This window comes from Paracoccus subflavus (assembly GCF_004310345.1).
GTDB classification, from domain to species: Bacteria; Pseudomonadota; Alphaproteobacteria; order Rhodobacterales; family Rhodobacteraceae; genus Paracoccus; species Paracoccus subflavus.
In genome coordinates this window covers 361,128-379,777 of sequence record NZ_SISK01000002.1, presented here as the reverse complement: position 1 = coordinate 379,777, position 18,650 = coordinate 361,128, and the positions used below count along the sequence as shown (strand labels likewise).

Below are 18,650 nucleotides of genomic sequence, written 5' to 3'. Positions count from 1 at the left end.
AAGCGTCCGGCTTTGCTGGCGGGGCCGACCGAAAAAGGACAGGCCGTGGGATTTTCAGGCATCGCCTGCCTCTGTCGCCTTGCCGGAAAGCTGTGCGAACCAGTCGGCATAGGCGGTATTGCGCGCCATGCGGCGATTGAGATCCGGGGCACCGTCGGTCCACCAGACCGGACCCCGTTCCCCCAGCGCGACCTTGGCTGCATCGACCGCACGATGGGCCGCCTCCTCGGCTGCCGGATCGCCGGCCGCGCGCGCCGTCCTGACCGCACGCCGCGCTGTCATCAGCGCAGTGACCAGGCGGTCGCGCTCGGACGGCTCCAGATGGGGATTGGCGGCCCGCCACAGCCGACCGCGCACAACGATATAGCGTTTGTCGGGGGTCAGGGGCGGCATGGCGGCATCCAGCAAGAGTTTCGCGCTCAACGCCGGACACCGGCGCGGGGTTTGCATCCATTCTTGCGCAGCGACTCTGCGGCGATGACCTGGGCGGGTCCCCTAGCCAAAGATCGGCGATGACCTGGGCGGGTCCCCTAGCCAAAGATCAAAGGGCGACTGCCGGGCGCTTTGCCAATTTTCCGGCCATGCTTCGCCTCGGCCATCCAGCGGGCTTGCGCTTCGATCGGGGGCGCCATGGATTGCTCAGGCTCCGTCACCCTTCTGGACAGCTAGGGCAACCACACCTCGATCGTGCCTTTCCTCGGCAAAGGTCGATAAAAAGTAAAGTCTGACACAGTTGCCCGGCCGCCGCCCACGGCCTCGCCAACGATGCCTGCCATCTCGCGGTCGGCTGCGTGGAAGTAGCGGATGCTCTGCCGTTCGACCGCATGGCGTACGGGGCGGGTCTCGACCTCACCGGTGTCCAGGGCGCGCAGGAGACGGACCAACGCCTCGGATCGCGCACGTCCGCCGCGCTCGGGATAATGGATCACGACCCGCGCCTGAGCCAGCGTGCGGGTCGGCACCGCTGCGCTAGTCTCGGGGACGCTGCGCCGGGGTGCGGCGGCAGGAGCGCCCGATCGGGGTGCAGCCGAAACCGCAGGTGTGGGCTGGGGGGCCGGCGCGGGCGCGGACGGGGCGACCGGCTCGGACGTCCTGCCAGGCAGATGCCTCCAGATATCCTCTGCATCCGGAAGACCGTTCCCGCCTGCCTGAGCACCCGCCTGCGTCGCAACCAGGCAAGCAATCATGGACAGCGATCCCAGACGGGCTGTCAGATGGCTGCGGCTTTGCGTCATGGCGCGGACCTTCCGCTTTTGTCGCGGCACCCGGTAAGACGGATCGGCCGCAAAATGTGAACCACCAGATGCCGCATCCATAACCGACCGGGCCTTTGTGTCATGTCAAGTTTAGTTCATCCCTGCCGGTCGGCGGAGGATTGCGACTGATGTTCAAAAAAATGGAAAAATTTTCCATCTACACGAGGGAGGCACGAAGAGAGGATCGCGGCGCCGGATTTTACCCCCCCCCTTCGGAAAAGAGCCCTCCTTGCAGGCCCCCCCTTGTTAGGCAGCGACCTTGGCGGGCCCGTTGGATCCCTGTTCATAACCATTGCAGACCATGGACGTTGGACTGATCGCCTCTCGATAGCCGCTAGTCCGCAGCGACAGGCCAAAGTCGCGACGCTTCATCGGTTCTGGGCTGGATCAACGTCCAACCGTCTGGTGGGATGATTGGCGGGACAGCACAAATCTTTCCAAAGACTTGCCAACCTTATCAAAGCAATAACTGGAGAGATCTGGTGGAGCCAAGGGGAGTCGAACCCCTGACCTCTTGAATGCCATTCAAGCGCTCTACCAACTGAGCTATGGCCCCACCGGAGGTCTGCGGCGTCTTCCGACGTCGTGTGCGGGGTCTATAGGGGGGTGCGCGGCGGGGCGCAAGGGGAAAATGCGCAGGCTGGCACCACCTTGCAATACCCGGTTCGGGTGGCGCGGAAGTCCCCTGCATCCCCGCCGGAACCGCCGGGATGGGACGCGGATCAAAAGGGAGAATGGTGGGCGGTGAGGGACTCGAACCCCCGACATCCTCGGTGTAAACGAGGCGCTCTACCAACTGAGCTAACCGCCCGCCGGCCTGCCTTCTAGCGCCGACGGCGCGTCTTGGCCAGCCCCCGCGTCGCGGGGGGCGACAAGGCGGTGGCTACCCCAGCGGACGACATGCAGGACATCCTGTCTTTGACAGACAGCGTGAACCCGGTGCAGCGGCTGGCCGGTCGCCAGGCTGCACAGCATTGCCAAGGCCATGCCATGGGTGACGATGATCGCGGGACCAGGCAGCTCGGCCAGAAACTCCGACAATCGGCCCGCCAGACCGGCCAGCCGTTCGCCATTGGGGGTGCGGTCGTACCACGCATGAGGCGGCCCCACAAAGGCCTGTGGCATCTCGGCCCGAAGATCGGCCAGAAGACGACCGGAAAAGTCGCCCACGTCGATCTCGGCCAGCCGGACATCGGTGGCGAAGGAATTGTCGCCAAACAGGATGCGCGCCGTCTGCACCGCGCGGCCCATGGGGCTGGACAGGCGCTGCGCGGGCAGCCCGCATACCAGCGAACGCAAAGCCGCCGCCTGAGCATGCCCAAGATCGGTCAGGGGCGAATCGAGGCGCCCCTGCAAACGCCCCTGGTCATTCCAGGCGGTCTGGCCGTGCCGGATCAGGTAAAGGTCAGGCAGCCGGACAGTCATTCAGCCGATGATACCAGAGCCCGTGAACAGCGCCGCCAGGTCCACTGTGTCGCGGTTGTTCAGGGCATCGGCATGATCGTTCAGAAAGGCATCCGCGGCAGCCTGACCCGCCCGTTTCATACGCCCCAGAACCCCCGGTGCAGGGGTCAGCTTGGACCGCGCCCCAAGGTCGTTCATCAGCGTGTCGTCCAAGATCATGTGGATCAGCGGATTCTTCATCGGGCGGTTCTGCAACCGCCCTTCGGCATACAGGCGCTTGACAAAGTTCACCGCCCGCAGGTCGGACATCAGCGCGGCGTTGAAGCTGACCTCGTTGACGCGGTCGGAAATCTCGACCGGGGTGCGCGGAAGGCCCTCGCGCATCAGCGGGTTGATGTTCACGATGACGATGTCGCGCGGCAAGTGCGGCGCATAGAGCGGAAACAGCGCCGGGTTTCCGGTAAAACCGCCGTCCCAGAAGGCCTCGATCCGGCCGGTATCGGGGTCGCAGATCTCGACCGCGCGGAACAGGTTGGGCAGGCAGGCCGAGGCCATGACCGCATCCGGCGTCACCGCTGCGTTGGTGAATACGCGAATCCGGCCGGTCCTGACATTTGTCGCAGCGACGAACAATTGCGGGCCGCGGCTGTTGCTGAAATCGGGACAGGGCAGGTCGCGCAGGACGCGGGCCAGCGGATTGACATAGAACGGGCCGTAATCATAGGGGCTGAGGATCCGGGTCAGGTTGTCCAGCCACGCCGCCGGCGAGAACAGCTCGGCCCAGCGGTCAAGACCGTGCGGCGCGGGAATCAGCGAATGCATCCATCGCACCACCCGGTTGTCGCTGATCCGGCCGACCTCTGCCCAGAGATGGTCAAGGTTTTCGGCCGCCGCCCGCCGCCCGGCCAGCGATCCGGCCGCATGGCGCGCCAGCCCGGCCTTGAGCGCGGCCCCGTTCAGGGCCCCGGCCGAGGTGCCGGTGATGGCGGCGATGTCCAGCCAGTCCTCGTCCAGCAGGCGATCCAGCACCCCCCAGGTAAAGGCGCCGTGCGCCCCGCCCCCCTGCAAGGCCAGATTGATGGATTTGCGCTGCATCGCCCGCCCCGCCATGATGTCGCATCTGCGGCATAGTAGGGACGGCATCGCGCGGCGCAAGCGTTGCACAAACGGCGTGCGGTGTTGCGCGCCGGGGACAAGGCCCCGTTTTTAGTCCTCGGCGTTGGCCTCGGCCCGGCTCTTGCCCGCAACGTCCAGGGCCAGGGTCGCGGCCATGAAGGCGTCCAGGTCGCCGTCCAGAACGCCCTGGGTGTCACTGGTTTCCTCGCCCGTGCGCAGATCCTTGACCATCTGGTAGGGGTGGAGGACGTATGACCGGATCTGGTTGCCCCAGCCCGCATCGCCCTTGGCGGCGTGCTGGGCGTTCACCTCGGCGTTGCGGCGGTCCAACTCCATCTGGTACAGACGCGATTTCAGCGCGGCCATGGCGTTGGCGCGGTTCTGGTGCTGCGACTTTTCGCTGCTGGTCACGACCATCCCGGTCGGCAGGTGGGTGATGCGCACGGCCGAATCGGTGGTGTTGACATGCTGCCCGCCCGCGCCCGACGACCGGTATGTGTCGATGCGGATGTCGCGGTCGGGGATGTCGATCTCGATATTGTCGTCCACCACCGGATAGACCCAGACGCTGCTGAACGAGGTATGCCTCCGCGCCGCACTGTCATAGGGACTGATGCGGACCAGACGGTGCACGCCCGATTCCGATTTCAGCCAGCCATAGGCATTGTGACCGCTGACCTTGTAGGCGGCGCTGCGGATGCCCGCCTCGTCACCCGCGGTTTCCGACAGCAGTTCGACCTCGTAGCCCTTTTTTTCCGCCCAGCGGACATACATCCGCGCCAGCATGGCCGCCCAGTCGCAGCTTTCGGTGCCGCCCGCCCCCGCGTTGATTTCCAGAAAGGTGTCGTTGCCGTCGGCCTCGCCGTTCAGCAGGGCCTCCAGTTCCTTTTGCGCGGCCAGTTCCGCCAGGGATTTCAAATTGGCCTCGGCCTCGGCCACCAGATCGGCGTCGCCCTCCTCCTCGGCCAGTTCGACCATCTCGGCATTGGCGGACAGATCCCCGTCGATGCGGCGATAGGTTTCAATGGCATCCGACAGCGCCTGGCGTTCGCGCATCAGCTTTTGCGCGCGGGCGGGATCGGACCACAGATCGCCCGCCTCGATCAGGGCGTTCATTTCTTCCAGCCGGTGCGGCGCGGTCTGCCAGTCCATCCGCTGGCCCAGCAGGGTCAGCGAGCGTTTGATGGACTCGATGGTGGACTGCGTCTCGGCGCGCATGGCAGGTTCCTCGGGTTCGGGCGGTCGGCGTCAGGTCCGGGGTGATAGCGCGGGCGGGGCTGCCGGGCAAGGGTCGGCCCCCGCCTTGGCGGCGGCGATGTTCACGGCGGACATGGCCTGGGCGGCAGGTTCGATCATCCTCGGCATCCCGGCCCGCAGTTCGCGACAGGAATGCCCCGGTGCCCTGGCAAATCGGCCGCCCGCAAGGCAGGGGGGATCAGTAAAGCCCGCCCGATGACATGGTGCCGAAATCGGTCTGGCGGGGAATGACCCGACGCTCGCCGGTCGATGTGGTGACGGCCTGGCCCGTCCCGGCCTCTGCCCCGGCTTGCCAGGGCAGAACCACGGCATCGTCGCCAAAGCCGGACACGATCAGCGGCGATCCCCAGTCGGGGTCGGTGCCGTCGCGGAAATATTCGGCCACGACATTGGGCCCGGTCGCGTCGTCTGACAGGCGCTGACCCGTGGTGCGGTCGATCTTGACCCAATAGCCGCCCGGCGGAACGGCGAAATCGGTGCCGCCGAATTCAGCCACCGCCTTGCGCATGAAGGCGTTGAAGACCGGCACGCACAGGGTGCCGCCGAAGGCGTTGCGGCCCAGCGTGCGCGGCTGGTCATATCCCAGATAACAGCCTGCGACGATGTTGGACGAATAGCCGATGAACCACACGTCCTTGGCGTCGTTCGTGGTTCCCGTCTTGCCCGCGATCGGCACCGGCAGGTCCACGCCGCTGCCGGACCCGCGTTCCACCGCCCCTTCCAGCATCGAGGTCAACTGATAGGCCGTCACCGCGTCCATGACCCGTTCGCGATTCGTGTCGATCACCGGCCCCTGCCCCGCCGGCAGCGCCTGCTGGCCGCAGGTCTCGCAGACCCGCTGGTCGTGGCGATAGATGGTGCGGCCGCGCCGGTCCTGCACACGGTCCACCAGCGTCGGTTCAACCCGTTCGCCGCCATTGGCGAACATCGCATAGGCGGCAACCATCTTGAACAGCGTGGTTTCCTGCGCGCCCAGGGCGTTGGCCAGGAACGGCTTGAGGTCGTCATAGACGCCGAAGCGTTCGGCATAATCCGCCACCCTCTCCATCCCGATGTCCTGGGCGATGCGGATGGTCATCAGGTTTCTGGACATCTCGATGCCGGTGCGCAGGGGCGTCGGACCATAGGTCTTGCCGGTCGAATTCTTGGGTTCCCACAGACCGAAGGGCGTGTTCAGCGTGATCGGTTCGTCCACGACGATGGTTGCGGGGGTATAGTTGTTGTCCAGCGCGGCGGCATAGACGAAGGGCTTGAAGGACGATCCCGGCTGGCGCTGCGCCTGCGTGGCCCGGTTGAAGACCGAGGACTGATAGCTGAACCCGCCCTGCATCGCCATCACGCGCCCGGTGTTCACGTCCATGGCCATGAACCCGCCCTGTACCTCGGGTACCTGGCGCAGGGTCCAGCGGACAAAGCTGCCGTCGCCGTCCTGGGTCATGGCGCGCACCAGCACGACCTCGCCCTCGGCGACCAGATCGCCTGCAACCTGCGCGGCGGGGCCCGGCCGGCCATCCTCGCCGCGCTTGCGAGCCCATTGCACGTCCTCGGCGGGGATCCAGTGGCCGTCGCCGTCCTCTTCGATGCCCTCGATGCCGATGCGGGCATCGCGTTCACCCACCTCCAGCACCACGGCGGGACGCCAGCCTGGGATGTCGCGCGGCACCCGGACCTGCCACAACGCGCCGCGCCAGGCGGCCTCGTCCGCCAACTGGTCGGCCGGGATCGTTTCGCCCGTGCCGCGCCAGATGCCCGTGCCGCGGTCATACTGCTCCAGCGCCTCGCGCAGGGCATCGGCGGCGGCGGATTGCAGGTCGGGGTCCACGGTTGCGCGGATCGTCAGCCCGCCGCCGAAGAATTCCTCGTTTCCGAACTGCGCCGAAAGCTGGCGGCGAATTTCGTCGGTGAAATACCCGCGCGGCGGCAGTTGCTGCTGGAACGCGGGATAGTCGCCGTTCTGCACCGATTTCAGCGGCAGCCGCGCCTCGGCCTGATAGGCGGCCTCGTCGATATAGCCGTTCTGCCACATCTCGCGCAGGACATAGTTGCGCCGTTCGGTCACGCGGTCCTTGGCGCGCACCGGGTGATAGCGTCCGGGCGCCTGGGGCATGGCGGCCAGCATCGCGGCCTCGTGCGGGGCCAGTTCTGTCAGCGACTTGTTGAAATAGGTCTGGGCGGCGGCGGCCACGCCGAAGCTGTTCTGGCCCAGGAAGATCTCGTTCAGATACAGTTCCAGGATCTGGTCCTTGGACAGCGTGCGTTCCAGCCGGGACGCCAGGATCAGTTCCTTGACCTTGCGTTCGACGCTGCGGTCCGACGACAGCAGAAAGTTCTTCATCACCTGCTGGGTGATGGTGGATGCCCCCCGCACCGACGATCCGCCCGAGGCCACGGCTTCGTAGGCGGCACTGATGATGCCCCGCACGTCATAGCCGGGATGGCTGTAGAAATTCTTGTCCTCGGCGCTGATGAAGGCGTGCCTGACCAGATCGGGGATTTCCTCGACCGGGACGAACAGGCGGCGTTCCTCGGCGAATTCGTCGATCAGCATCCCTTCGCCCGAATAGATGCGGCTGATCGTCTTTGGCGTGTATTGGGCCAGCGTCTCGTGGCTGGGCAGGTCGCGGGAATAGATCCAGAAGATCGCGCCCAGCGTCAGCGCGATGAAAAAGCTTGCGGTGACGAACCACGAAAAGATGGCGCCAAAGAAGGACAGGATGGGGCGCAGCACGGGCAGGGCCTTTCTTGGAATCGTCTTTCTCATAACGGCGCGGGCTGTCCCGGTCAAAACAACACTGGCCGTTCCGGCTTATTGCCGCAACCGGCCCGTGCGCGCGGCCTCGTCGCGGGCCCAGCCGGCCGCCGCGTCGGCAACCGCCCGGACCATCCGCTCGCGCCATGCGGGATTGAGCAGATTGGCCCGGTCGTCATGGTCCGAGATGAATCCCAGTTCCAGCAGAACGGATGGGATATCGGGGGATTTCAGGACCACATAGGTTCCCGGCTGCACCGGCCGGGGATGCATGTCCAGCCCCGAAAGCGCCATGCGCGAGGTCAACCAGCGCGCGAACAGTTCCGACCGGGGCTGGGTGTCGGTGCGGGCCATGTCCATCAGAACCCCGGCCAGCGCATCGTCCTGGCCGGTCAGATCCGCACCCGCCACAAGGTCGCGGCGCCCGTGGTGCAGGGCCAGTTGTTCCGCCGCGCGGCGGTCGGCGGCGGGATTCCAGACATAGATCGTAGCCCCCGCCGCCTGCCCTTCGGGCAAGGCATCGGCATGGAGCGAGATGAACAGATCCGCCCGCGCCTGCCGGGCTGCCGTCATGCGCTGGTCCAGGGCGACGAAGCTGTCGTCCTGCCGCGTCATCCGGGCATCGACCCCCCGGTCCCGCAGCGCTGCCTGCAGTTCCAGGGCAAAGACCAGAACCAGGTTCGCCTCACTTTCGCCCTCGGCCAGGGCGCCGGGGTCAAAGCCGCCGTGTCCGGGATCCAGCATGACGGTTAACGGCCCGTCAGGGGCCGGCGGGTCCAGGGGAACGGGATCGGGCAGGCCGCGCAAGGCGGCCGAGGACCGGGGGGCGAAATCCGCCGCCGCGACCGGGCGCAACCGTACCCGCAGGTCGGACGACTGCGCGCCCGGCCATTGTCCCGCGCTGTCGATCCGGTAGGGGCCGGGCAGTTCGACAACGATGCGGGACCAACGGCCCTCGTGCCGGCCCCAGCGGATCGCGGGCACGAGGTTTGCCCCGAACAGATCCTCGGGCCGGGCGGCACCCAGATCGGCGCCCTCCAGATCGACAACCAGCCTTGCCGGATCGCCCACCAGAAAAGCGCCGAACGGAACGGGCGCCGTCAGCGACAGCCGCAATTCCAGCGGTGGCGGGCCGCCCCAGCCCCGCCCCGTCGCGACAAGGGCCGAGCCGCCCAGATCCAGCCGAGCCGGTTCGTTGCCCAGTACGGGCAGCCCCAGCAGCAGGGTCAGGACAAGGGCCAGCATCCTCATCGCGCGGCCATGAATCCTTGCAGGCGGCGCAGCCCTTCGGCGATGTCGACGGTCGCGCGGGCATAGGAAAAGCGCAGCGTCCGGGCCCCGCGTTCAGGGTCGAAATCCAGTCCCGGCGTCACCGCGACGCCCGTCTTTTCCAGAATGTCCGCCGCAAAGCTCAGCGAATTGCCGGTCAGGTGCGATACGTCGGCATAGATATAGAACGCCCCTTCGGGCGGCGCGATGCGGTCAAAGCCCGCGCGGGGCAGCCCTTCCAGCATCAGGCGGCGGTTTTCGGCATAGACCGCCAGGTTGGCCTCCATCTCGGCGGTGCAGTCCAGGGCGGCAAGGGCCGCGACCTGGCTGGCATGGGGCGGGCAGATGAACAGGTTCTGCGCCAGCCGTTCCACCGTGCGGATGTGGCTTTCAGGCACCACCATCCAGCCCACCCGCCAGCCGGTCATGGAAAAATACTTGCTGAAGGAATTGATGACGAACACCTCGTCCGTCACCTCCAGCGCGGAATGGCAGCGGTCGCCATAGGACAGGCCGTGATAGATCTCGTCCGAGATCAGCGCCATGCCGCGCGCCTTGGCCGCATCCGACAGTTCGCGCAGCTCGTCGGTCCGCAGCACCGTCCCCGAGGGGTTGCCGGGCGAGGCGAGGATCAGCCCCGCGCAGCCATCGGGCAGGTCGCCCGGACGCGGCTGATAGCGATCCTCGGGCCGGGTCGGGATGCCCACCGGCTCCAGCGACATGGCCCGCAGGATCTGGCGATAGCTGGGATAGCCGGGATAGCCCATCGCCACCCGGTCTCCCGCATCGAACAGGGCCGAAAACGCGATGATGAACGCTCCGCTGCTGCCCGGCGTCACCACCACGCGGGCCGGGTCCAGATCGACCCCGTACCAGCGGCGATACAGATCGGCGATGCCCTGGCGCAGCGCGGGCAGGCCAAGCGCGACGGTATAGCCCAACGGCTGTTCCAGCGCGGCGGCCAGGGCGCGGCGTGCACCGTGGGGCGCGGGGGTCGAAGGCTGGCCGACCTCCATGTGGATGATATGACGGCCCTGCGCCTCGGCGCGGGCGGCGGCCTCCATCACGTCCATGACGATGAACGGGTCAACCTGACCGCGGGCGGATTTTCTCATTGCTCTCCTCGGGGCCGTGGGCCTTTTGTCTTTTTCCCTTGTCTTACGCGGCCCCGCCTTGCGCGAAAAGCCCCTTGGGACGGGCGCCGGTCACGCAGCTTTGTCAGCGTATTTCTTGCCAAGACCGCCCGCAGGCGCCAAGGTCTTGCAAACCCCGTCACGAGGATGCCGATGAAACGCCTGATCGCCGCGCTGCTGCTGACCGCGACCCCTGCCCTGTCTTTCGACATCAACGCCATGTCGGATGCCGAAAAGGCCGCCTTCGGCGAGGCGGTGCGCGACTACCTGATGGCCAACCCCGAGGTTCTGGTCGAATCCATCAACGTCCTGGAAGAACGCCGCGCCGCATCCGAGGTCGAGAACGACCTGACCCTGGTGGCCGCGAACCGGGAGGCGATCTTCGAGGACGGGCACAGTTGGGTGGGCGGCAATCCCGAAGGCGACGTGACGGTGGTCGAGTTCCTCGATTATCGGTGCAGCTATTGCAAACGTTTCAACGACCAGATTCAGGGAACGGTCGAAAGCGATGGCAATATCCGCTTCATCATAAAGGAATTCCCGATCCTTGGACCCGACAGCGAAATCGCATCCCGCTTTGCCATCGCCGTGAAAGAAGTCGCGGGGGACGAGGCCTATCTCAAGGCGCATCATGCGCTCATGAATCTGCGCGGCGCCCCCTCGCCCGAGGCGCTGTCGCAGATCGCAGACGAGATCGGCGTGGATATCGGTCAGATCACCAATACCATGAACACCGAATCCGTATCAGCGGTGCTGCGCGACAACCGGCAACTGGCCGAGCGCATGGGTATCATGGGCACCCCGACCTTTGTGGTCGGCGACACGCTGTTGCGCGGCATGCCGGGCGACGGGCTGGAACCCGCCGTGGCCGCCGCGCGCGAGGGGAACGGCTGATCCCGGCGCCGCGGGCCGGAGCCCCAGACAGGGATATTTGACGTGAAGAACAAACCGGCTATTCGGCAGCCATGCGGTCCTGATCGGGGCGCGCGATGCGGCCCAGGATGTGATCGGCTGCCTTTTCCCCGACCATGATCGACGGACCGTTCAGGTTGCCGTTGGTAATTCGCGGAAAGACCGAACTGTCGGCCACGCGCAGGCCCTCGACGCCGATCACCTTCAGGTCCGGATCGACCACCGCCATCGGATCGGTCGCAGCGCCCATGCGGGCCGTGCCGCAGGGGTGATAGGCCGATTCGGCATGGTCGCGGATAAAGGCGTCGATCTGGTCATCGGTCTGCACCGACGCGCCCGGCTGGATTTCCGCGCCCCGGTATTCGGTAAAGGCGGATTGATCGAAGATTTGCCGCGTCAGGCGAACGCAGGCACGGAATTCGGCCCAGTCGTCTGGATGTGACATGTAGTTGAAGCGGATCTCGGGCGGCGCCGCCGGGTCGCCCGACGCCAGCCGCACGGTGCCGCGCGATTTCGACCGCATCGGCCCGACATGGGCCTGGAACCCGTGGCCCTGCGCCGCCGCCTTGCCGTCATAGCGCACGGCCAGCGGCAGGAAGTGATACTGGATGTCGGGATAATCCGCCGCGTCCGACGACCGGATGAACCCGCAGCTTTCGAACTGGTTCGATGCGCCCAGACCGGTCTTTTGCAGCAGCCATTCGACGCCCACCCGGCCCTTTCCCAGAAGGTTGTAATAGGTGTAAAGCGTGATCGGCTTCAACGCCTTGTACTGCATGTAGATTTCAAGGTGATCCTGCAAGTTCGCGCCGACGCCGGGGCGGTCCGTCAAGGGCGCGATGCCGTGCTGGCGCAGGTGGTCGGCAGGGCCGATGCCAGACAGCATCAGAAGCTTCGGCGTGTTGATCGAACTGGCCGAGACGATGATCTCGCGCCCCGCCCGGATTTCCTCGACCCGGCCCTTGCGTTCGATTTCCACGCCATAGGCCCGCCTGCCCTGAAACAGGATGCGTCGGGCAAAGGCCTGGATCACCCGCAGCCGGCCGGTCTTTTGTGCCGGACGCAGATAGGCATTGGCGGCGGACCAGCGGCGGCCCTTCCAGATGGTGGCCTCCATCGGGCCGAAGCCTTCCTGGTTCTCGCCGTTGTAGTCGGGCGTATAGGGCCAGCCCGCCTGCTGCCCCGCCTCGATAAAGGCGTTGAACAGCGGGTTGCGGCGCTTGCCGCGTGTCACATGCAGCGGCCCGGCGGTGCCGCGCCATTCGGAGGCGCCGCCATGCCAGGTTTCCATCCGCTTGAAATAGGGCAGCACGTCAGCATAGCCCCATCCCGCTGCGCCGCTGTCGCGCCAGTGGTCGTAATCCTTGCGGTGCCCGCGCACAAAGACCATCCCGTTGATCGACGACGATCCCCCCAGCACCTTGCCGCGCGGCGTGGCCAGCCTGCGTCCGCCCAGATGCGGTTCGGGCTGGCTGAAGAATCCCCAATCGTATCGGGGCATGTTCATGGGATAGGACAACGCGCCGGGCATCTGGATGAAGATGCCGATGTCGCTGCCGCCATATTCGATCAGGGCGACGGAATGGCCCGCCTCGGTCAGGCGATAGGCCAGGGCGCAGCCGGCGGAACCGGCGCCGACGATGACATAATCAGCGGTCATGGCGATTCCCTCAATATGGCGCCTCGACGGCGCCCATGCCGACATAGACGGTCTTGAGTTGCGAATAATGTTCGATGGCGGCGGCGGAATTTTCACGCCCCAGGCCGGACATCTTGACGCCGCCAAAGGGCATTTCCACCGGCGTCAGGTTGTAGGCGTTGATCCAGCAGGTGCCTGCCTCCAGGGCGGCGACGACGCGATGGGCGCGCGTCAGATCCTGGGTAAAGACGCCCGCCGCCAGGCCGAAGCCCGTGGCATTGGCGCGGGCCACGGCCTCGGTCTCGTCGGCAAAGGTCAGCGTGGTCATCACCGGCCCGAAGATTTCGTCGCGGGCGATCGCCATGTCGTCGGTGGCGTCGGCAAAGACGGTGGGCGGGATGAAGGCCCCCTCGCCCCCGCCGCCGCAAACCAGGCGGGCGCCCGCATCCTGCCCGGCGGCAATGGCCGCGCGGATCCTGGCGGCCTGCGTGGGGTTGATGATCGGGCCGAACTGCGTGTCGGGGTCCAGCGGATCGCCGATGCGGATCGTTGCCAGCCGCTGCGCCAGCCGGGCCAGGAACCGTTCGGCGATGCCCCGCTGCAGAAACACCCGTGTTCCGTTGGAACAGATCTGGCCCGAGGAATAGAAGTTCGCCAGGATCGCCGCGCCCACGGCATCGTCCAGGCTGGCGTCGTCAAAGACGATCAGCGGCGACTTGCCGCCCAGTTCCATCGTGACATGGCGCATCCCGTCGGCTGCGGCGGCATAGACGCGGCGGCCCGTGGGCACCGATCCGGTCAGCGACACCTTGGCCACCTTGGGGTCTGTGACCAAAGCCGCGCCGACCTGACCGCCCCCCTGCACCACGTTGAAGATGCCCGGTGGCGCCCCGGCCTCGATCAGGATTTCGGCCAGCTTCAGCGCCCCCAAGGGGGTTTCCTCGGACGGCTTGAAGACCATCGCATTGCCCATCGCCAGGGCGGGCGCGGCCTTCCAGCAGGCGATCTGGCTGGGATAGTTCCAGGCGCCGATGCCCGCGCAGACGCCCAGGGCCTCGCGCCGGGTATAGGCCCAGTCGCGGCCCAAGGGAATCATCTGGCCGGTGACGGTGGCGGCCAGGCCGCCGAAATATTCCAGTGCGGCGGCACCCGAGGCCCAGTCGGCCACACGCGTTTCCTGGATCGGCTTGCCTGTATCCAGCGTCTCCAGATGCGACAGTTCTTCGTTCCGGTCGCGGATGATGGCGGCAGCGCGCGACAGCACGCGGCCCCGGTCGGCCGGCGCCATCGCGGCCCAGGCCGGCTGCGCGCGGGCCGCCGCCTCGCAGGCCAGCGCCACCTGATTCGCCGACGCCTCGTGCAGAAGGGCGATTTGCCGTCCCGTATAGGGATAAAGAACCGGCAGCGCAGGGCCCTCGCCCTCGACAGGGGCGCCGTCGATGAACAGGCTGGCTACCGGTTGGGCGCTGTGGGTCACGTCAAAGCCTCGTCCAGATAATCGAGAATCAGTTTTTCCGCCGCCTGCGCATCGACCCCGCCGGGAATCAGCACCGCACGCAGATAGACCCCGTCGATCAGGGCGCCCACGGTTTCGGCGACACGGCCCGGATCGTCGCTCAGCGGGCGCAGGGCAATCACCAGATTCGACCGCAGACGCCGGTGATAGACCCGCAACAGGCGCCGCGCCTCGGGATTGATCAGGGCAAGTGCATAAAAATTGACCCAGGCGCTGACGGTTTCGCGCTGAAAGTTCTGCGGCGCGAAACTGGCCCGCACGATCGCGTTCAGCCGCCCTCGCTGGCCGCGACCGGGCAGGGTCTCCGACACCGACCGACCATAATTCCGCAGGATGTAACGCATTGCCGACAGGAACATCTGTTCCTTGGACCCGAAATAATGATGCGCCAAGGCAGGCGACATCCCGGCCCGCCGGGCGATCTGCGCCACGGTGACATTCAATGACCCCGCGCGCCCGATCTCGAAGATCGTGGCGTTGATCAGCGCGGCTTTTCGGATAGGCTCGGCCCCGATCCTGGGCAAATGGGCACCTGTTTGCAGAAGATGGTTGCTATTCTGGGACTGTGTATCTTTAATTGATCGACCAATCAAGAACAGGGAGCCTCGCATGATCCGCAAAAGCCTCACCCTCTCGGCAGTCCTGGGCGCCGCCCTTGCCGGGCCCGCCCTTGCCGCCGAACCCGACGATTGCCGCAGCGTGGTCTTTTCGGATGTGGGCTGGACCGACATCACCGCGACCACGGCCATCGCCTCGACGGTCCTGCAGGCCCTGGGATACGAGACGGAAACCAAGCTCTTGTCGGTGCCCGTCACCTATACCGCGCTGTCCACCGACGACGTGGACATCTTTCTGGGCAACTGGATGCCCACGATGGAGGCCGACATCGCCCCCTATCGCGACGCGGGCACGGTGGACACCGTGCGCACCAACCTGACCGGCGCGAAATACACCCTGGCCACCAACAAGGCGGGCGCCGACCTGGGCATTGCCGATTTCGCAGATATCGCGGAACACAAAGACGCCCTGTCGAACCAGATCTATGGGATCGAGCCGGGCAACGACGGCAACCGCCTGCTGCTGGAGATGGTGGCCGAGGACCAGTTCGGCCTTGGCACCTTCGAGGTGGTGGAATCCAGCGAACAGGGAATGCTGGCCCAGGTCGCCCGCGCCGATGCGGCAGGCCAGCCGGTGGTGTTCCTGGGATGGGAACCCCACCCCATGAACGCCCAGTTCGACATGACCTATCTGACCGGCGGGGACGACGTGTTCGGCCCCGATTTTGGCGGCGCCGAGGTGCGCACGAACACCCGCCATGGCTATGTTGCGGAATGTCCGAACGTGGGCAAGTTCCTGCAAAACCTGGAATTCACCCTGGCCATGGAAAACGAGGTCATGGGCAAGATCCTGAACGACGGGCAAGAGCCCATGGACGCCGCCCGCGACTGGCTGGCCGCCAACCCCGACGCGGCAGCCCCGTGGCTGGAAGGCGTCACGACCTTTGACGGCAACGACGCCCAAGCCGCCCTGACCGAGGCCCTGTCGGGCTGACCGCCGGACGGCCCGCCATCACCGCCATTCCAGGACCGGGGGGATACCGCATGGAGCAACTGACGGCGCTTGTGACCGACCACAAGATCCCCGTTGGCCCGACGGCCAAAGGCATCTTCGACTGGCTCAACGCCAATGCGGCCGGGCTGTTCAACACGATCTCGGGCGTTCTGGAATGGCTGATCGGCCGCATCCTGGCCGCCCTGGAGGCGCCGCATCCCCTGCTGTTCATCCTGCTGGCCGTGGCGCTGACCTGGTTCCTGCAGCGCAGTTGGAAAACCTGCCTGCTGGTGGCTTTGGGCCTGCTGTTCGTCCTGAACCAGGGTTACTGGGACGAGATGATGCAATCCCTGACCCTGGTGCTGGCCGCCTGTCTGGTCTGCATGGCCATCGGCGTGCCCATCGGCATCGCCGCCGCGCATCGTCCACGCCTGTATGCTTGGATGCGGCCGGTGCTGGATCTGATGCAGACGCTGCCCACGTTCGTCTATCTGATCCCGGCGATCGTGTTCTTTGGCATCGGCATGGTGCCGGGCCTGCTGGCCACGGTGATCTTTGTTCTGCCTGCGCCGATCCGGCTGACGCAGCTTGGGATCAGTTCCACGCCCCCCGCCCTGGTCGAGGCCGCGACGGCCTTTGGTGCCACCCCCCGCCAGCTTTTGTGGAAGGTCGAGCTGCCCAGCGCGCTGCCGCAGATCATGGCCGGGCTGAACCAGACCATCATGCTGTCGCTGTCCATGGTCGTGATCGCGGCGCTTGTCGGCGCATCGGGCCTTGGGGTGCCGGTGGTGCGTGCGTTGAACAGCGTCAACACCTCGCTTGGGTTCGAATCGGGCTTCGTGATCGTCGTGGTGGCGATCCTTCTGGACCGGATGCTGCGGATGGAGGGGCGGCGATGAACACCATTGCGAACGCGGTCGAGTTCGACCGGGTCAGTATCGTCTTTGGCGATCACCCCGAAAATGCCCTTCCCCTGATGGACCAGGGCAAGGAGCGGGGCGAGATTCGTGCCGCCACCGGCCAGGTCCTGGGCGTTCACGACTGTTCCCTGTCGGTCCGGCAGGGCGAGATTCTGGTCCTGATGGGCCTGTCGGGATCGGGCAAGTCCACGCTGCTGCGCGCCGTCAATGCCCTCAATCATGTCTGCCGGGGAGAGGTTCGGGTCTGGGACGGCAGCAGGATGATTTCGGTCAGCGGGGCGGGCAAGCGGGCCTTGCGCGACATCCGCCTGCGCCATGTGGCGATGGTGTTCCAGCAGTTCGGCCTGCTGCCCTGGCGCACCGTGCGCGAGAACGTGGGCCTGGGACTGGAACTGGCCGGGTTGCCCCTGGCCGAACGCAAGGTCCGGGTGGACCGGCAGTTGGAAACCGTGGGCCTGGCCGACTGGGCGGAACGCAAGGTGGGCGATCTGTCGGGCGGGATGCAGCAGCGCGTGGGCCTGGCCCGCGCCTTCGCAACCGAGGCGCCGATCCTGCTGATGGACGAGCCCTTCAGCGCGCTCGATCCACTGATCCGGGCGCGGCTGCAGGATGAATTGCTGGAATTGCAGGCCAGGACGCAGCGCACGATCATCTTTGTCAGCCACGACCTGGACGAAGCCTTCAAGCTGGGCAACCGCATCGCCCTGATGGAGGGCGGCCGCATCGTCCAGATCGGCACGGCACGCGACATCATCGCCAATCCGGTCAATGCCTATGTCGCCGACTTCGTGGCGCATATGAACCCGCTGGGGGTGCTGACCGCCGCCGATGTCGCCCAGCCGGGCGATGCGCCCGGCGGTGCGGGGGGCGATCCCGTCCCGCGCGACATGCCGGTGCGGCAGGTGATGGGCCTTCTGGCCGGCCGCATCGCCTTGCCCGTCCAGGGCGGCGGCCATATCACTCGCGACGGCGTGCTGGCCCGGCTGATCGACCCACAGGGGTGATTAGCTGTTCTGAAGGTCGCGGTGATACCGGATCAGCAGCGCCAGCCCGATGGCATAGACCAGCAGCGACATTCCCAGCACATAGGCCGGGCTGACATAATCCCCCGCATAGGAGGGATAAAACGACTTGCGCGTCTGGCCGACGATATGGACCAGCGGGTTCCACCACAAATAGTCCCGGAACGGCTGCGGAATGTCGTCGAATACGAAAACCACGCAAGAAATCAGGAACAGCGGCCGGTTCAGGATCGCCCAGACCTGCATCCACCATGGAAACGCCTCGTTCAGGAAACAGTTGATCACCCCAACTGCTGCCCCGAAGGCAAAGGCCATCAACAGCGCCAGGGCGATGCCTCCGGCCTGCGGATCGGTACGGGTGTCCTGAAAGATCAGCAGTGCGGCAAAGATCAGATAGGCCACCAGCAGTTGCGTGATGCCATTCATGATCATCCGCGCCAGCAGCGCATCCATGAAGGTCACGGCGGGATAGGCCAAAAGCGCCTTGGAATACAGGACCGACTGCGCGACCTTGGCCTGGATGTTCATATAGAACAGGAAAGGCACCATGCCGGTCGCGTAGAAGATCGGAAAGTTCGTGCCGATCGGCGGCGACACAAAGATCAGCGAAAAGCACAGGGTCAGCAGAACGATCCCGGCCACCGGTTCGGCAATGGCCCACAGGTATCCGCCCGCCGACCGGCCGTTGGTGGTCGACATCTCGCGCAGCACCAGGGCGCCGATGGCCCTCAGGGACGAAAACGACCGGTGCTTGTGCGACAGGCGCAGGCCCCGGGATGCATCCCCGGGGGCCGCAGGCGAGGGAAAGCTGACCTTGGACATCCGCCGATCCGTTCTTGTCTGTCACGGTTCCGCAAGGACGCTGGAACTGTGTGGGCGGTTTATGTATGACACGGGACAACAGAT

Annotated in this window: 16 protein-coding genes and 2 tRNA genes; 4 read left to right on the top strand and 14 right to left on the bottom strand. The window is 66.0% G+C overall.

Annotated features, from left to right (window positions below; translation table 11 throughout):
- Positions 1–54: 54 nt before the first annotated feature.
- The 10 genes from EYE42_RS05005 to EYE42_RS04960 all read right to left on the bottom strand — a co-directional run bounded on the left by EYE42_RS05005 (position 55) and on the right by EYE42_RS04960 (position 10,166).
- Positions 55–423 (bottom strand): hypothetical protein, encoded by a 369-nt coding sequence (locus tag EYE42_RS05005; protein WP_246020583.1) that lies wholly within the window; start codon positions 421–423, stop codon positions 55–57.
- 242 nt (positions 424–665) lie between these two features.
- A complete protein-coding gene (locus EYE42_RS15940; protein ID WP_165455707.1) occupies positions 666–929 on the bottom strand; it encodes a hypothetical protein in 264 nt (87 codons plus the stop codon).
- A gap of 807 nt (positions 930–1,736) precedes the next feature.
- Positions 1,737–1,812, bottom strand: a tRNA-Ala gene (locus EYE42_RS04995).
- Between the two features lie 179 nt (positions 1,813–1,991).
- A tRNA-Val gene (locus tag EYE42_RS04990) sits at positions 1,992–2,067 on the bottom strand.
- Entirely contained in the window at positions 2,058–2,681 is a 624-nt protein-coding gene (locus EYE42_RS04985; RefSeq protein WP_130990202.1) for a histidine phosphatase family protein, read from the bottom strand. The genes EYE42_RS04990 and EYE42_RS04985 overlap by 10 nt, the downstream gene beginning before the upstream one ends.
- Positions 2,682–3,755 carry a patatin-like phospholipase family protein gene (locus EYE42_RS04980; RefSeq protein ID WP_130990201.1) on the bottom strand — a complete coding sequence of 358 codons (1,074 nt, stop codon included), beginning with the start codon at positions 3,753–3,755 and terminating at the stop codon, positions 2,682–2,684. It lies immediately after the preceding gene.
- A gap of 111 nt (positions 3,756–3,866) precedes the next feature.
- On the bottom strand, positions 3,867–4,994 hold the full coding sequence (gene prfB / locus EYE42_RS04975) for a peptide chain release factor 2 (RefSeq protein WP_130990200.1): 1,128 nt from the start codon (positions 4,992–4,994) through the stop codon (positions 3,867–3,869).
- A 217-nt stretch (positions 4,995–5,211) separates the two neighbouring features.
- Entirely contained in the window at positions 5,212–7,761 is a 2,550-nt protein-coding gene (locus EYE42_RS04970) for a penicillin-binding protein 1A (protein ID WP_130990199.1), read from the bottom strand.
- Positions 7,762–7,839: 78 nt separating this feature from the next.
- On the bottom strand, positions 7,840–9,033 hold the full coding sequence (locus tag EYE42_RS04965) for an N-acetylmuramoyl-L-alanine amidase (RefSeq protein WP_130990198.1): 1,194 nt from the start codon (positions 9,031–9,033) through the stop codon (positions 7,840–7,842).
- On the bottom strand, positions 9,030–10,166 hold the full coding sequence (locus EYE42_RS04960; protein WP_130990197.1) for a pyridoxal phosphate-dependent aminotransferase: 1,137 nt from the start codon (positions 10,164–10,166) through the stop codon (positions 9,030–9,032). The genes EYE42_RS04965 and EYE42_RS04960 overlap by 4 nt, the downstream gene beginning before the upstream one ends.
- Positions 10,167–10,337: 171 nt before the next feature.
- Here EYE42_RS04960 and EYE42_RS04955 point away from each other — a divergent pair, with 171 nt between their 5' ends.
- Positions 10,338–11,078: a DsbA family protein gene (locus EYE42_RS04955; protein WP_130990196.1), complete on the top strand. Its 741-nt coding sequence runs from the start codon at positions 10,338–10,340 to the stop codon at positions 11,076–11,078.
- A gap of 58 nt (positions 11,079–11,136) precedes the next feature.
- Here the strand turns inward: EYE42_RS04955 and betA are convergent, their stop codons facing one another.
- Genes betA through betI form a run of 3 tightly spaced genes read right to left on the bottom strand, consistent with a single transcriptional unit; the run spans position 11,137 to position 14,775 of the window.
- Positions 11,137–12,756, bottom strand: coding sequence for a choline dehydrogenase (gene betA, locus EYE42_RS04950; RefSeq protein WP_130990195.1), 1,620 nt, complete (start codon positions 12,754–12,756; stop codon positions 11,137–11,139).
- 10 nt (positions 12,757–12,766) lie between these two features.
- Positions 12,767–14,212 carry a betaine-aldehyde dehydrogenase gene (gene betB / locus EYE42_RS04945; protein WP_130990194.1) on the bottom strand — a complete coding sequence of 482 codons (1,446 nt, stop codon included), beginning with the start codon at positions 14,210–14,212 and terminating at the stop codon, positions 12,767–12,769.
- The gene (gene betI / locus EYE42_RS04940) at positions 14,209–14,775 is read right to left on the bottom strand and encodes a choline-binding transcriptional repressor BetI (protein WP_130990193.1); all 567 of its coding nucleotides are present in this window, start codon (positions 14,773–14,775) and stop codon (positions 14,209–14,211) included. The genes betB and betI overlap by 4 nt, the downstream gene beginning before the upstream one ends.
- Positions 14,776–14,860: 85 nt before the next feature.
- Between betI and EYE42_RS04935 the strand changes: the two genes are divergently transcribed.
- Genes EYE42_RS04935 through choV form a run of 3 tightly spaced genes read left to right on the top strand, consistent with a single transcriptional unit; the run spans position 14,861 to position 17,726 of the window.
- Positions 14,861–15,802: a choline ABC transporter substrate-binding protein gene (locus tag EYE42_RS04935; RefSeq protein ID WP_130990192.1), complete on the top strand. Its 942-nt coding sequence runs from the start codon at positions 14,861–14,863 to the stop codon at positions 15,800–15,802.
- A 50-nt stretch (positions 15,803–15,852) separates the two neighbouring features.
- A complete protein-coding gene (gene choW / locus EYE42_RS04930; protein WP_130990191.1) occupies positions 15,853–16,701 on the top strand; it encodes a choline ABC transporter permease subunit in 849 nt (282 codons plus the stop codon).
- Positions 16,698–17,726, top strand: a complete 1,029-nt coding sequence (gene choV, locus EYE42_RS04925; RefSeq protein WP_130990190.1) for a choline ABC transporter ATP-binding protein — start codon at positions 16,698–16,700, stop codon at positions 17,724–17,726. Before choW ends, choV begins: the two co-directional genes overlap by 4 nt.
- Here the strand turns inward: choV and EYE42_RS04920 are convergent, their stop codons facing one another.
- Entirely contained in the window at positions 17,727–18,566 is an 840-nt protein-coding gene (locus tag EYE42_RS04920; protein WP_130990189.1) for an ABC transporter permease, read from the bottom strand.
- Positions 18,567–18,650: the final 84 nt, after the last annotated feature.

Excerpts from the sequence above, each read along its gene's own strand:
- EYE42_RS04985 (WP_130990202.1), bottom strand. The coding sequence starts at position 2,681 with ATGACTGTCCGGCTGCCTGACCTTTACCTGATCCGGCACGGCCAGACC.
- EYE42_RS04980 (WP_130990201.1), bottom strand. The coding sequence starts at position 3,755 with ATGCAGCGCAAATCCATCAATCTGGCCTTGCAGGGGGGCGGGGCGCAC.
- prfB (WP_130990200.1), bottom strand. The coding sequence starts at position 4,994 with ATGCGCGCCGAGACGCAGTCCACCATCGAGTCCATCAAACGCTCGCTG.
- EYE42_RS04965 (WP_130990198.1), bottom strand. The coding sequence starts at position 9,033 with ATGAGGATGCTGGCCCTTGTCCTGACCCTGCTGCTGGGGCTGCCCGTA.
- EYE42_RS04960 (WP_130990197.1), bottom strand. The coding sequence starts at position 10,166 with ATGAGAAAATCCGCCCGCGGTCAGGTTGACCCGTTCATCGTCATGGAC.
- EYE42_RS04955 (WP_130990196.1), top strand. The coding sequence starts at position 10,338 with ATGAAACGCCTGATCGCCGCGCTGCTGCTGACCGCGACCCCTGCCCTG.
- betA (WP_130990195.1), bottom strand. The coding sequence starts at position 12,756 with ATGACCGCTGATTATGTCATCGTCGGCGCCGGTTCCGCCGGCTGCGCC.
- EYE42_RS04935 (WP_130990192.1), top strand. The coding sequence starts at position 14,861 with ATGATCCGCAAAAGCCTCACCCTCTCGGCAGTCCTGGGCGCCGCCCTT.
- choW (WP_130990191.1), top strand. The coding sequence starts at position 15,853 with ATGGAGCAACTGACGGCGCTTGTGACCGACCACAAGATCCCCGTTGGC.
- choV (WP_130990190.1), top strand. The coding sequence starts at position 16,698 with ATGAACACCATTGCGAACGCGGTCGAGTTCGACCGGGTCAGTATCGTC.
- EYE42_RS04920 (WP_130990189.1), bottom strand. The coding sequence starts at position 18,566 with ATGTCCAAGGTCAGCTTTCCCTCGCCTGCGGCCCCCGGGGATGCATCC.